The organism is Brucella sp. JSBI001 (genome assembly GCF_026014005.1).
GTDB classification, from domain to species: Bacteria; Pseudomonadota; Alphaproteobacteria; order Rhizobiales; family Rhizobiaceae; genus Brucella; species Brucella anthropi.
On record NZ_CP110339.1, the window covers coordinates 4,156,026 to 4,169,032 of the forward strand.

Sequence of the window (13,007 nt, forward strand, 5' to 3'; positions counted from 1 at the left end):
CGCGATCTGTTGATTACAGCCCGCTTATTGTGCCAGCGGGATCGGGCAGCTCACGCCAGTGCCGCGCAATCCGCAATAACCATTCGGGTTCTTCGCCAGATATTGCTGGTGATAGTCCTCGGCATAATAGAGCTCCGGCGCATCCTCGATTTCCGTGGTGATCGGACCGAGACCACGACCGGCAAGCGCCTGCGAATAGGCTTCCCGGCTCTTTTCCGCCACATCACGATCTGCCTTGTCGAAAGTATAGATGACTGAACGATAGGTCGTACCGATATCGTTGCCCTGCCGCATGCCCTGCGTCGGATCATGCTCCTCCCAGAAAAGGGTCAGCAGCTCATCGAGGCTCACGACCTTCGGATCGTAGACAACCAGCACAACTTCCGCATGGCCGGTCAGCCCCGTGCAGGTTTCCTCATAGGTGGGGTTGGGCGTGACCCCGCCCGCATAACCGACAGCCGTTACATATACGCCTGGCACCTGCCAGAACAGGCGCTCGGCACCCCAGAAGCAGCCCATTCCGAACAGAACCTGCTTATAGCCTTCCGGCCATGGTTCTTTCAGCGGGCGACTATTGACGAAGTGGGTCGCAGATGTCGGGATCGGTTGCGCGCGTCCCGGCAAAGCTTCATCCGTCGAAGGCATCAGCGTCTTCTTGCGATAGCTGTCCAAGAAACTCATGGTATCCACCTCCTGATTATCGAGCGGTGAAGCGTCCCAGAGGGCGCTCCCGACGATGACCGATTGCATAGAATAAAAGGGCGAGAATGCCGAAAAGAAGCCAACCCGGTCGCTCAAGCAAAGGGATGCAGACGGCATTCCAAGCTCCTGCCCCTATATAGTGTGTCACGAACGTTTCTACATCGGCCAATGTCTCGGGTGCGTTGCGCGACCACATGGAAAAAAGCGGCTTCGCTATGAACTGCGACGCGCCGACGGAACGCGCGCCGTCAAGGACCGCGAAAATCACCGCCAAAGCCAGAAAAACAACCGCAAAACTACGCAATACAAATCGGATCACGATTCTCTGCCCCGGATTTCCTACCTTGATTTCGACGCCGGTTTTCTGACCGGTCTCCCGAAGATTTGTCTTTTTGATGTTGCTAAAGCATAGCACACAGAACCCGTCAGGCTCAAAGCCAAGCTGGAACACTATTGCACGATTAAAATAAAATATAATAATTTCAGACAGTTATATCGTTGATATCACTCTTTACACAGGCTCTGCGATTTAGACGCAAAAACTTGCAAATAGCTGTTGAACATATGCATTTTCTGGCTATATTCGCGCCGCACCCGCTAGTTGGCGATTAACCAGCGCCTGTTTCGAAAAGCGGTGTCACGTTTGCAGTCAGTTTTCACCGTGAGACACGGTTTCCCGACAGCAAGGCAGACGGAGAGGTGGCCGAGTGGTTGAAGGCGCACGCCTGGAACGCGTGTATACGGGAAACCGTATCGAGGGTTCGAATCCCTCTCTCTCCGCCATTTCGGTACAAAACCGGGAACGCCGATTCCCGCCGACTTCCCTCCTTTAGCGGCCACAAGCGTCCTCAACAGGGTGCCTTTGCTCCCTTTGATGTAGATTGCGTCGTCGGCGACCTCGACGCGCTGGGCGAAGGCCCGGACGTGATCCCGCCGATAGCCGCCCTCTCCGAGCCGAAGCCGGGTCCGGGCTTCCGTGGCAAGTTCGCGCACGGCCGCACCTGTCAGCGCATGGTGCGTCGAGCTTTGGAGCATCGCTTCGACTCGGGCGGCATCGGCTCGCGCCTGATCCCGAATCGCGGTTAGGCCGGCAATGCGTTCGCTAAGAGCGGATTCGGCCGGGTCGAGCGAACCCGCCTCGATGGCGTCGTAGAGCCGGTTGAGCCGATGATCGGCTTCGGTCGCGCGCTGGCGCAACTCCCCGATATGCTGGCTGCGCCGCTCAACGCCTTCCTGCCGGCGATCCAGAAGCGAAGCGAGCACGATTTCGATCCGCTCGGGATCGAGCACCCGTTCCTCAAGATGCGCCACCACCATGCGGTCGAGCTTGTCCATGGGGATCGCCCGGCCCTTACAGCCGGTTTCGCCCTGACGCGCCTTGATGGAGCAGGCATAGTAGCGGTAGCGGCCGTTCTTGCCGGTGCGCAGCGTCATGGCACCGCCGCAGTTGCCGCAGTAGCAGATGCCGGTAAGCAGGTTCGGGCTGCTGACGACGCGCGGCGGAGTCACCTTCGGGTTGCGAGCCTGCAAGCGCTGCTGGATAACCTCGAACATCTCAAGGTCGATCAGCGGCGGCACCTGGACGGTGACGACTTCCTCCTTGGGTTTCAGCTCCTTGCGCTTGGAGCGCATGTTGAACTGATGCTCGCCGATATAGGTGCGCCGGGTCAGTACGCGGTGAAGCTGGCCGATGCCCCAGCGCCCGCCGTTGCGGGTCATGATGCGGTTCTTGTTCAGGTGGTTGACGATGGCCTTGACGCCCAGAGGACCGGACGTGCCATCGCCTTCTGACGCGAGGCGAAAGATCAGCCGCACGGTGTCGGCATGGAGCGGGTCGATCTCCAGCTTCTTCTTGATCTTCGCGCCACGCTGTTCGGCATCAACGACGCGGTAGCCGATGGGCGGCAGGGAGCCATTCCAGAAGCCTTGCCGGGCGTTCTCCTTCAAGGCACGCAGGACGTGCTTGGCGTTCTCCTTCGACTGGTATTCGTCGAAGAGCGACATGATGCGCCGCATCATGTCGTGGATCGGATCGTCGCCAAGCTCCTGCGTGATGGAGACGAGCTTCACGCCGTTCTTCGCCAGCTTCCGGTAATAAAATTCCATCTCGAACTCGTCGCGGAAGAAGCGCGAGAAGCTATGCACCACGACGACATCGAACGGCGCTGGCTTGGCTGTGGCGGCCTCGATCATGCGCTGGAACTCGGGCCTGCGGTCGTTCGTGGCGCTGTTGCCGGGCTCCACGAAGGTCTCGACAAGCTGGTAGCCGCGTTGCTCGCAATAGGCTTCGCCCTGCTTGCGCTGGTCGGGGATCGACACGGCGTGCTCGGCCTGCCGGGGCGTGGAGACGCGGAGATAGAGCGCCGCACGCACGGCGACATGAGGGCTTTGAATGTTCAACGCCGGTCTCCCGCAGCCTTCCGGAGCCTTTTGCCCGTGGTCAACGGCAGCACCAGTTCCACGCGGTCATGCGCGACCTTGGGGATGAGTTTCAGCCCTTGGCCCTTTTCCATGCGGACAAGGCCGTAGCTCACCATGGTCTTGAGCGTCCGTGACAGATTGGATTTCGCCCGCCCGGTGATCTGTGACAATTCCTCCAGCGAACCCGGAGCCTGTTCGTCGATAACGCGCAGCAATTCGCGATTGCCGGCCGACAGAACCTTGGCAAAGGATTCGGTTGACGTGAACCACACCTTCGGATCGTCGGACGCAGGTTTTTCCTTGCCCTTGGCAATCCGCATGGTGCGGGCTTTCATTTCTTCATAGTCGGCAATCCCGACTTTCAGCGCCGTCATAGCACGCCTCGCTCCTTCAACACCGCGTCCACCGCCTGCCAGAAGTCGGCCAGCAGCGTGGCCGCGTCCTCGTAGGCGTATGGCTTCACGGTCTGGAGGCGGTGCCGATGGTCCAGCGGCTCGCCGCGCCTGCCCCGGCCGACCGGATGGGCATTGTCAAAGCCGACCAGCCGTTCGCCCGAAGGCCCGTGAAGCGTGAGCGAGTAGTCGAGGCCGTGCGGCTTTTCCGGCGAAGCCGGAACGCGGGTGACGACGAACTTCACCCAATGACCGCCCTCAGGATCGACAACGAGCACCTGGCCGTCGAGGTCCAGAAGCGCGTCGAGGCTCGGATCGCGCGCCTCGCTCACGGCTTCTTGTTATCAGATAGAGATAACGATTTCAAGCCCAATTCAGGGCCGTCGATTGGGCCGAACAGCCGGTCGAGCACATCGCCGAAGTAGCGCTCGAAGATGTCGATCTCTTCCTCGGTGATCGGCACCTTCTCCGGCCAGTCGTCGATGACGGGCAGCTTCTCGACATCGACGATATGGAGCGGGGTTCCGCGCGGCGCACCGAAGCGCGGCGCGGGATCGTCGCCATAGTCATAGAAGTCATCGGGGAGTGTCTTCGGGATGGGCTGTCGAGGGCGTTCTTTTCGGATGCGACGGCGCTTCGCGCGCATGGAATCCTCCGTGGTTCGCTGTTGGATTCCGGGCGGCTGCAAGCCCCGGAATTAGGCGAAGCATGGAGGGGGGCCGGCGGCCTGTAGCGTGCCGCATTTGCACCTGTGCGCTCGCGGCACCCCCGTTGCGTTGAACGTGGTGGCGGCATAGGCAACATTGCCAGAGCATCGAGCCATCTGAATGGCTCAAGTACGTGCTCACATAACGGATGGATATGCGATTATTGTGCGGGGGGAGAATACGAAGTAAGCCGCAGGAGGCGGCTCTGTATTTCACCAACGAGCTGTCCGTGCTGAGCCGCTGTCTCTTCTTTGATCCGCGCCCATTCCTGATCGGCCATGAAGCGTTGCCAACGGTCAGTCATCGTGGCTTCATCGGGCCATTGCAGGAGATAGACGAACTCCGTTCGTCCATCAGTCTTAGCCTCCCACATTGCGACGATATGAAAATCATGCCGCTCCATGATGCGAACAGCGTGGTCACGAAATCGGGCGTGGAAAGCGGCCTTGTTTCGCTCGAAAATTTCATAGACGCGAAGCTGCTGAATCATACGCTCCCCGTTAGATCTGTCTTCCGTCGTATTAAGCGCCTCTGCCGCTCCCGGCCGTGCAAACAACGTCATTCCCATTGCAAGAAAGATTAGAAGCCTGCGGTACTGGCTGAATGTCATGGGATCGTCCTCGGTTACACCTTTACTGGCCAACTGCGGGGATGCGCGGATTGGCGCATTTCGCTTGCAAGAGTGAGCAGGTTTCGGAGCGCGGTGCCGCGATTTGACGGCGACCATATTGCCGAGAAAGGAACCGGCTCCGGCTCGTCCGCGATAGGAAGGAAGGTAACGCCGGACGTCGGCAGCAGCGATGTCGCCGATCCGACGATGGTGATGCCGAAGCCCTGTCCAATCATGGAAAGCAAGGTGCCGCGCCCAACATCGAAGCGGTGAATCGAAGAAGCGGGCCAGCGTCCGGCAAGACGCAGGATGATGTGCTCGTGAGCCTGCGGCCCAGTGCCGCCATGCCGGACAAGAAATGTCTCCCCTGTTAGGTCGGCCCAGATGACGGCGGGCTGCTCGGCCAACCGATGCCGATCCGGCAGCGCGGCCATGAGCGCTTCGGTCCATATAAGTCGCGAATGGCAGTCGGGTGGCTCAGGCGTGCCGGCCACGAACACGATGTCAAGCCGGTCTGCGCGAAGCTGCATAACCGCTTCGCGCGCCGTGCTTTCCGTCACATCAATCTCGATGCGGGGATGGTCCTCTCGATATTTTTGGATCAGATCGGCGAGAAAGCTGCGAGGGATCAGGGCATGGACGCCAATGCGAAGGCGGCCACATTCGCCTGACGCCGCCATGCCAGCGGTGTTCACGGCATGGTCGAGCTGATCGACGCCGGCCGATACCTGCTTTACAAAAAGGCGGCCGGCCTCTGTCAGTCGAACGCCCCGCGCATGACGTTCGAACAGGAGGACGCCAAGGTCTTGCTCCAGCGTCTTCACCCGGAAGCTGACGCTCGACAGGCTGACACCAAGGGCATTGGCCGCGTGGCGGAAGTTCAGATATTCAGCGACGGCGAGTGTCTGGATCAATGATGCCATAGGGATGCGCGCCCCGAGTAGCGGAAGTCGTGACGGTTCGAGGTTTTTCTTCGAATGAAGCCTCCGTCGCATCGTCACTTCCCGCCGCTTCGCTCTACGCTTGATCTGGAACGACGTAGCGGCTGCGCTGTGGTTTTCAGGAATTGTTTGAGCGCGGGATTGGGGACGGGGTCGCGAAAGCAGAATGATAGCTCGAAGGCAGCGTGGCCATCTTTGATGGGACGATAGATGATCCGGTCATTCCGGAATCCCATCATGCTCTGTGGCACTATCGAGATGCCAGCTTCGACTGCGACCAGGGACAAGACCGCATGCATGCCATGGGCTTCCTGAACGACCATCGGGACGAAGCCGGCATCGGCGCACAGGCGGATCACCTTGACGTGGAAACTACGCCCTTCGGCCGCAGGCCATAAGACGAAGTTCTCGTTGGCCAGATCGCCCACCGATATGCTCCGAGTGGTCGCCAGCGCATGTGAGTGGGGCAACGCGATGCATAAGCGGTCGGTGTCGAAAGGCTGAAAGGAAAGATCACCGGCATCGGGGACCGAGGGAATGAGCAGGCCTGCGTCCATTCCGCCTTCGCGGATGCGTTCCACTTGTTGAGCCGTGGTGGCTTCCAGCAATTCGAGCCGGACTTCGGGATGGCTTTCGCGAAACGCTCGGATGGCATCCGGCAAGCGACCATAGAGGGCGCTGCCGACGTAGCCGAGACGCACGAAGCCCGTTCGGCCAGCAGCAGTTTCTTGCGCGGCAGCGACTGAGCGCTCTGCTTGCAGGAGCGTTTGTCGCGCTTCGTCAAGGAATACCCGGCCGGCCGCCGTCAACCCGAGGGTTCGATTCCCGCGCTCGATCAGCTCGACGCCGATTTCTTCTTCCAGCTTGCGGATTGCCGTCGTCAAAGGCGGCTGTGACATGCTGAGTCGCGCGGCGGCACGATGGAAATGAAGTTCCTCTGCGACTGCGATGAATTGGCGTAGTTGGCGCAGGTCAACCATCGCGCGCATCCCTGATCCCGTCGGGATAAGGCAAGGCCAGCAGAGCGCCCGACCAAGGCGCGGCCGCAAGCTCGTCGGCGGAAAGTCCCAGCCGTGCGGTGGTCACATACAAGCGGCTGCCATCCAGGGACAAGGCACAACTCGTCGGACGGGGGACCGGAAGATCGGCGCGTCCTGCGAGACTGCCATCGGGTGCAAGCCGAAGAATCGCTGCACCATCGAACAAGACTGACAGGACGTAGCCAAGCGGATCAACGAACAAGCCGTCAGGTTTGCCGTCGGCAATTTCCATCTGAAACCACACGCGCCGATTGGCGATTGTTCCAGCCTCCGCGTTGAAATCGTATGCGTAGATAGTGCCGCGCCGAGAATCGGTGACAAAGAGCGTGCGATTATCCGGCGACCAGTCCAGCCCGTTGATCAGCGTGAAACCACTATCGCATTCGTGCCACGAGCCATCAGGGTCGAACCGAAAAAGCCAGCCCGAGCCCTCGGTGAGCGCCTCGTCCATAAGACCGATCCAAAGGCGGCCACGAACGTCGAAGCGCGCATCATTGAGGCGAAAGCCTTGTGCGGCATGGGGCGCGGACGTGATTGTGCGCATTGCGCCGCTTGAATCGAGTTTCGCAACGTCGCAACCGAGGCCAAGAAATAGATCACCATCGCGCTCGGCAACGAAGCCCAAGGGCGCAGTAGCGGCAATCGCTTCATTCTCACCCGTAACAGGATCGAACAGGTTGAGTGTGGGCGCGAGCGTATCCACCCACAGCAGCCTATCTCGCGACCGGCTCCAAAGCGGGCATTCTCCGAGAATGGCTTGGCTAGTGAGGACAACCGATGCTTCGCTCATGATCGCGGCTCCAAGGATGGGACAGCGATCTGCGACCATTGCGCCGCGACGTCGTCTACCGTCTTCGCCCTGATCCCGCGAAGGTCACGCGGATAGTCCACATCGGCAGCCTCGACGGCTCGTGTGGCGTGGAATTGACCGTTCGCTGCCCGAAGTATCCAGCCGCTTTCGGTACAGGCATCCGAAGCAAGGAACGCCGCACCCGGCGCGACTTCCGAAGGCCGAAGCTCATCCGGTTCACCCTCGACTCCCCACATGCGTGTCTTCGCAACAGGCGAGATGGCGTTGACGACTATTCCATGGGAATCACCCTCCATCGCCAGAACATTGACGATACCCACGGCCGCCATCTTTGCAGCGGCATAGGAGGTCAGACCCTTATGCACATATTGCGGATAGATCGCCCGGCATGATGTCGTGAGCACGATGCGTCCGTAGCCGGCTTCCTTCATCACGGGCCACGCGGCTTGCGCGAGCCAGAGCGGCGCCTTGGCGCCGATCGCCATCATGTGATCGAAGGCCCTCTCTTCAATATCTTCGACAGCCTGATAGGCGACCCAACCGGCGTTGTGAATGAATCCGTCGAAGCGTCCATGAGCTGCAATGATTTGGTCGATAAGCTGGCGGCAGCCGTTCCGTGATCCCAGCGGATTGCTAGTTGCTACGGCGTGGTAGCCGTGCGTGCGCAGTGTAGCGGCTGCGTCCTCCGCTACTTGCGGGTCTTCGCCTGAACCGCTGGTGTCCGCTCCCACATCATGAATGACGACTGTTGCGCCAAGTTCGGCAAGGGTGCGCGCATACGCAAAGCCCAGACCACGCCCGGCACCAGTGACAAGCAGCACTCTGTTTTCGAAATGCACCTAACGCTCTCCTTCTCACCATAAAGATGGAGAGTCGAAGGCGATACTTCAAATATAATATCAATGGCTCTACGATACAAAAAACATATCGTGGAAATGGAATGCGCTGAACCTCAGCGCATTCCATCTCGTTGGGGCGGCCGCTTGCTGCGCATTTCCAGCATCTATTTTTCAACACTTCCGCCCTGCCGCTGGGTCTTTGCAAACCCCCGATCGGTGGCGATGAAGCGCTCCAACATCGGCACGATCAGCTTCACTGGATCGGTGATAGGCTGGCCGGTCTCTTGAGCCAGTGCCTCGGCATAAGCGGCAAGATCGCGGTGAAGCGACGCGGGTAGCTCCAGCGAGACCTTGACGGGCTTGTCGTCGGGGATTGGGCCGAGTTTCAGCTTTGCCATGGTCAACCTCCGTAGGGTTCGAGGACAAGATCGCGTGTAACCACAATCCTGACCGGGAAACCCGGCCGGATGGTCAGCGTCGGCGAGACATTGAGCTGGCGGCGGATGATCTGCTGGCCGGCGTCGTTGATGGTGTCCTGGCCGCCGTTGCGGATGGCGCTCAACAGCCGGTCATCGTCATCGACGGCAAGTTCGGCCCCTATCGAGAGCAGCGTCGAGAGGCCGGCGGCCTTCGCCAAATCCCACCAATGATAATCGACGCCATCCTCAAGGCCCGCATAGCCGGCGGCATCCGCGCCAGGCTGCCGCTCCAGAACGATGGAACCCCCATTCGGCAGAATGAGGCGATTCCAGACGAGCAGGACGCGGCGCTGGCCGAACTGCACGTTGTTGTCATACTGGCCGATGATGCGCGTGCCCTGCGGGATCAGGAGCAAGCTGCCGGTCGGGCTGTCATAGATGCTTTCCGTTACCTGCGCCGTGATCTGCCCCGGAAGATCGGAGCGGATGCCGGTGATGAGCGCGGCCGGGATGACGGCTCCGGCTTGGAGCACATAGGGCGAGGCTGGCGGCATGACGCGATCCGACGCCGTGGTGCGCCGATCCACGGGCGCGTTGAGAAAGGCGGCTTGCCGATCCTGCGCGGTCTGCTGGCCGGGTTGCCCTGTCAGGCCCGCAAGGTCGAGGCCGGGCATGGTCGAGCCTCCCGGCGCTCCGGCCGGGCTGCCGGTGCGCGCCTCGATCTGGAAGAACACGCGGCTGACGCGCGCGGCTTCCTCTTCCGCCAAGCGGCGCTGCTCCGCAGCGTCCACCGTGGGCGTCGTCATCGTCGGCGCGACGGGCTGGCCTCGATTCTGCGCGCCCAAGATAGGGCGGCCGAGGTCGCCGGGCAGCGGTGGGCCGAGCACCGGGCCGGTATAGTCGCGCGGCAGGCCCGCAAGACCATCAGCGGTTTGCCGGTTGCTGGTCGAGTAGAGTTCTTCGCCGCCCGTGCCGCCGTCGCGGGTCTGGAGCGCATAGATGAGCGCACCGCCTATGCCAACCAAAGCGACGGCCGCCACGCTGGCAAGCACTTTGCGCGAAAGCCGGGTGACGCGCGGCGGCTCGGCGCGAAGCCGCATCGGCGCGGCATTGGCTTCGGTATCGGTCATGACGATGGCCTCCCGTCCGTGCGGACAATCCTGACGGTCTGCTGGCGGTCGCCGCTGCCAAGGCGCAGCTCGGCCGCGCCGAACAGGCGATCCACGATCAGGATATGTTGGTGGATGCGGCTGTTGACGATCTGCGCCTCGCCGTCCGCGCCGAGAACGAAGATGGGCGGCATCTCGCCCTGCACGATGCCGCGCGGGAACTCGACATAGACGCGCCTGCCGTCGTCATAGACGGCGACCGGCTTCCACGGCGGATTGTCGCCGGTCAGGCCATAGCGGTAATTGCGCGCGGCCACGGCCGGGATGACCGGCGTGGCGGGCACGCTCTGGCGCTGGCCGGCTGGCGGCTGCGGATAGGCCCAGGCGACGGCGGGCATATAGGGATTCTCGCCGGAACGCAGCTCGAGCATGTAAACGCGGCGGTCGGTCGTGACGACGAGGTTGGTCACGATGTCGGCGCGGGTCGGCTTGACAAGGATATGGACGCGGCGCGTAACGCCCGAACCGGATTCCGTGTCGCCGATGATCCAGCGGGCGGTGTCGCCTGCCGCTATCGGTCCCGCGCCGGTCAGGCTCTCACCGGGCTCCAGAGCGATGTCGGTGATCTGCCCAACGGCGGCGTAGACCTGATAGAGCGCGCCTTCGCTCCACGGATAAATCTGGATGGCGTTGTAGTAGCCCTCGCGTCGCGGCTGCACGCGGGCGGCGGCGTTGGCGTTCTCGACGCGCGCGGTCGGCGTGCCGGCAGCCGTGCCGCCCCGTGCGACCGTCCATGCTGGCGGGACATGCAACGGCCGCGGCCGATCATCCGCAACAGCCGCGGGGACCGCCGGCAATGGCGGCACGTCGGCATCATAGCCGATCTGCGGCGGCTTGTAGGTCGCGCAGCCCGCAAGCGTGGTCGCGGAAAGCAGGACTGCCGCAATCGCGGGTTTATAGAAAGCCGTGCTCATTGGCTCATCTCCCGCGACCAGTTGATGGCGTTGACGTAGATGCCGAGCGGATTGGCGCGCAGCCGTTCGGCGTCGCGCGGCGGCTGGATCACGATGGTCAGGATCGCGGTCCATCGCTCCGTGGTGGAGAGCTGGCCGTTCTCGTAGCGGCGTTCGGTCCAGGCCACGCGGAAGGAATCCGGCGAGGCGCGGATGACACTCGATACCTCGACGGCGATTTGCTCCTTGCCGACCTTGGTGAACGGGTCGTTGGCGCGGGCATAGTCATTGAGCGCTGCCGCGCCCCTATCCGTCGTCCATTCGTAAGCGCGAAGCCAATTCTGCCGGACTATGATGGGATCGGCAGGGATGCTCCTGACCTGCTCGATGAAGCGGCCGAGATGCCATGCCACCTGTGGGTCGGTCGGGCGATAGTCGGCCGTGGCCGGCGCGACGGCTTGCGCCTGGCCGAGCCGATCAACCTGCACGACCCAGGGCACGACGGTCCCGCGCGCAGACTGCCAGACAAGCGCGGAGGCGAAGCCGGCCGAAAGGATCAGCGATCCGAAGGCCATGTAGCGCCAGTTCTTCGCCTGCACGCGGGCCGAGCCGATCCGCTCGTCCCAAACCTGCGCGGCGCGCTGGTATGGTGTTTCGGGTTGCGGGGTCTTGCCGAAATGCACGGCTGGTCGCTTGAAAATGCTCATGAGCGGTCGCTTTCAGAGAGGTTGACGGAAGAACCGGAGGCGTGGCTGTCGCCCGAGCGGACGGCGTGCGCGGCGGTCTGGACGGCATGGCCCATGTGCCCGCCACGGCGCATTCGCTGCGCCCAGGCGGGCGGCGTGCCGGAAGTCTGCGATGGCGCGGACGCGGCTTCGGCCGCGTCGCCGGCCGATTCCATGGAGGACGTTCCGCCAGTCGCGCCGAAGCCGGCCTTCACGCCATCGGAGAAGCTGGATTTGACGCTTTCGGAGGCCCGCGCGACGGCGCGCTTGAGCGGCGAGATAGCGGCGGAGCCTGCTGCACGCGCCACACCGCCCACGCCGGAAGCGACGCCAGCCGCGCCGGACTGTCCGAGCGAGCCGAGGCTGTAAGCGGCGGAAGCTGCGCCGGCCGCCGTCGCGCCACCACGCACGGCGGCGGCTCCGCCCGACAACGCGGCAGCGCCTCCCTTCACGGCGAGTCCGGCCGCGCCGCCTGCGGCCAGGGCAGCGCCGCCAACGGCGAGGCCCGTGCCGGCCGCTGCGCCCGCGCCGAGTTGGGGACCGCCGCTGACAAGCCCGGACGCGATGCCGGGACCGAATATGCCGAGACCGACGAGCGACAGCGCCGCGAGCACGATGGCCATGGCGTCGTCGATGCTCGGGGTCTGGCTGCCGAAGCCTTGCGTGAATTGCGAGAACAGCGTTGAGCCGATGCCGACAATGACAGCGAGCACCAACACTTTGATGCCCGACGAGATGACGTTGCCAAGCACGCGCTCGGCCATGAAGGCGGTCTTCCCGAACAGGCCGAACGGGATCAAGACAAAGCCGGCGAGCGTGGACAGCTTGAACTCGATCAGCGTCACAAAAAGCTGCACGGCCAAAATGAAGAAGGCGAGGATGACCAGTGCCCAGGCGAACAGCAGACATGCGATCTGGATGAAGTTCTCGAAGAACGCGATCCAGCCCATGAGGTCGGAAATGGAATCGAGCAGCGGCCGGGCGGCGTCCAATCCGGTCTGCGCCACCTTTCCCGGCCGCATCAAATCCTGCGCGGTGAAGCCTGTGCCGGAGGCTTTGAGGCCGAGCCCCGCGAAGCTGTCGAAGACGATCTTCGCGAGGCTGTTCCAATTGCCGATCAGGTAGGCGAAGACACCGACGAACAGCGTCTTCTTCACCAACCTCGCAATGATGTCGTCATCCGCGCTCCAGCTCCAGAACAGGGCGGCAAGCGTCACGTCGATGACAATGAGCGTGGTGGCGATGAACGCCACCTCGCCGCCGAGAAGCCCGAACCCGCTGTCGATGTAGCGGGTGAAGGTGCCGAGAAAGTTGTCGATGACGCCCGCGCCGCCCATG

At 62.3% G+C, this 13,007-nt stretch carries 15 protein-coding genes, 1 tRNA gene and 1 pseudogene; 1 reads left to right on the forward strand and 16 read right to left on the reverse strand.

Going from position 1 to position 13,007, the window contains the following annotated elements:
• Nucleotides 1-24 precede the first annotated feature (24 nt).
• On the reverse strand, nt 25-681 hold the full coding sequence (msrA, locus tag LJ361_RS19805) for a peptide-methionine (S)-S-oxide reductase MsrA (protein WP_010659379.1): 657 nt from the start codon (nt 679-681) through the stop codon (nt 25-27).
• Between the two features lie 16 nt (nt 682-697).
• A complete protein-coding gene (locus tag LJ361_RS19810; RefSeq protein WP_010659378.1) occupies nt 698-1,021 on the reverse strand; it encodes a hypothetical protein in 324 nt (107 codons plus the stop codon).
• A 374-nt stretch (nt 1,022-1,395) separates the two neighbouring features.
• Here LJ361_RS19810 and LJ361_RS19815 point away from each other — a divergent pair.
• A tRNA-Ser gene (locus tag LJ361_RS19815) sits at nt 1,396-1,485 on the forward strand.
• A 576-nt stretch (nt 1,486-2,061) separates the two neighbouring features.
• Here LJ361_RS19815 and LJ361_RS19820 read toward each other — a convergent pair.
• The 14 genes and pseudogenes from LJ361_RS19820 to trbL all read right to left on the reverse strand — a co-directional run.
• Nucleotides 2,062-3,075 (reverse strand): annotated as a pseudogene (locus LJ361_RS19820) (recombinase family protein); the annotation flags it as partial.
• A 23-nt stretch (nt 3,076-3,098) separates the two neighbouring features.
• Nucleotides 3,099-3,497, reverse strand: a complete 399-nt coding sequence (locus tag LJ361_RS19825; RefSeq protein ID WP_264812116.1) for a helix-turn-helix domain-containing protein — start codon at nt 3,495-3,497, stop codon at nt 3,099-3,101.
• On the reverse strand, nt 3,494-3,847 hold the full coding sequence (locus tag LJ361_RS19830) for a DUF6516 family protein (RefSeq protein ID WP_264812117.1): 354 nt from the start codon (nt 3,845-3,847) through the stop codon (nt 3,494-3,496). The genes LJ361_RS19825 and LJ361_RS19830 overlap by 4 nt, the downstream gene beginning before the upstream one ends.
• Entirely contained in the window at nt 3,844-4,161 is a 318-nt protein-coding gene (locus LJ361_RS19835) for a hypothetical protein (RefSeq protein WP_264812118.1), read from the reverse strand. Before LJ361_RS19835 ends, LJ361_RS19830 begins: the two co-directional genes overlap by 4 nt.
• A 221-nt stretch (nt 4,162-4,382) precedes the next feature.
• Nucleotides 4,383-4,832 (reverse strand): NIPSNAP family protein, encoded by a 450-nt coding sequence (locus tag LJ361_RS19840; protein ID WP_264812119.1) that lies wholly within the window; start codon nt 4,830-4,832, stop codon nt 4,383-4,385.
• A 14-nt stretch (nt 4,833-4,846) separates the two neighbouring features.
• Nucleotides 4,847-5,755: a LysR family transcriptional regulator gene (locus LJ361_RS19845; protein WP_264812120.1), complete on the reverse strand. Its 909-nt coding sequence runs from the start codon at nt 5,753-5,755 to the stop codon at nt 4,847-4,849.
• Between the two features lie 74 nt (nt 5,756-5,829).
• Nucleotides 5,830-6,753, reverse strand: coding sequence for a LysR family transcriptional regulator (locus LJ361_RS19850; protein WP_264812121.1), 924 nt, complete (start codon nt 6,751-6,753; stop codon nt 5,830-5,832).
• Nucleotides 6,746-7,603 (reverse strand): SMP-30/gluconolactonase/LRE family protein, encoded by an 858-nt coding sequence (locus LJ361_RS19855; RefSeq protein WP_264812122.1) that lies wholly within the window; start codon nt 7,601-7,603, stop codon nt 6,746-6,748. Before LJ361_RS19855 ends, LJ361_RS19850 begins: the two co-directional genes overlap by 8 nt.
• Nucleotides 7,600-8,463, reverse strand: coding sequence for an SDR family NAD(P)-dependent oxidoreductase (locus LJ361_RS19860; protein ID WP_264812123.1), 864 nt, complete (start codon nt 8,461-8,463; stop codon nt 7,600-7,602). The genes LJ361_RS19855 and LJ361_RS19860 overlap by 4 nt, the downstream gene beginning before the upstream one ends.
• 164 nt (nt 8,464-8,627) lie before the next feature.
• Nucleotides 8,628-8,861 (reverse strand): DUF2274 domain-containing protein, encoded by a 234-nt coding sequence (locus tag LJ361_RS19865; protein WP_264812124.1) that lies wholly within the window; start codon nt 8,859-8,861, stop codon nt 8,628-8,630.
• A gap of 2 nt (nt 8,862-8,863) precedes the next feature.
• Nucleotides 8,864-10,012 carry a TrbI/VirB10 family protein gene (locus LJ361_RS19870; protein ID WP_264812125.1) on the reverse strand — a complete coding sequence of 383 codons (1,149 nt, stop codon included), beginning with the start codon at nt 10,010-10,012 and terminating at the stop codon, nt 8,864-8,866.
• Entirely contained in the window at nt 10,009-10,965 is a 957-nt protein-coding gene (trbG, locus tag LJ361_RS19875) for a P-type conjugative transfer protein TrbG (RefSeq protein WP_264812126.1), read from the reverse strand. Before trbG ends, LJ361_RS19870 begins: the two co-directional genes overlap by 4 nt.
• A complete protein-coding gene (gene trbF / locus LJ361_RS19880; RefSeq protein WP_264812127.1) occupies nt 10,962-11,651 on the reverse strand; it encodes a conjugal transfer protein TrbF in 690 nt (229 codons plus the stop codon). The genes trbG and trbF overlap by 4 nt, the downstream gene beginning before the upstream one ends.
• On the reverse strand, nt 11,648-13,006 hold the full coding sequence (gene trbL / locus LJ361_RS19885) for a P-type conjugative transfer protein TrbL (protein ID WP_264812128.1): 1,359 nt from the start codon (nt 13,004-13,006) through the stop codon (nt 11,648-11,650). The genes trbF and trbL overlap by 4 nt, the downstream gene beginning before the upstream one ends.
• Nucleotide 13,007 lies beyond the last annotated feature (1 nt).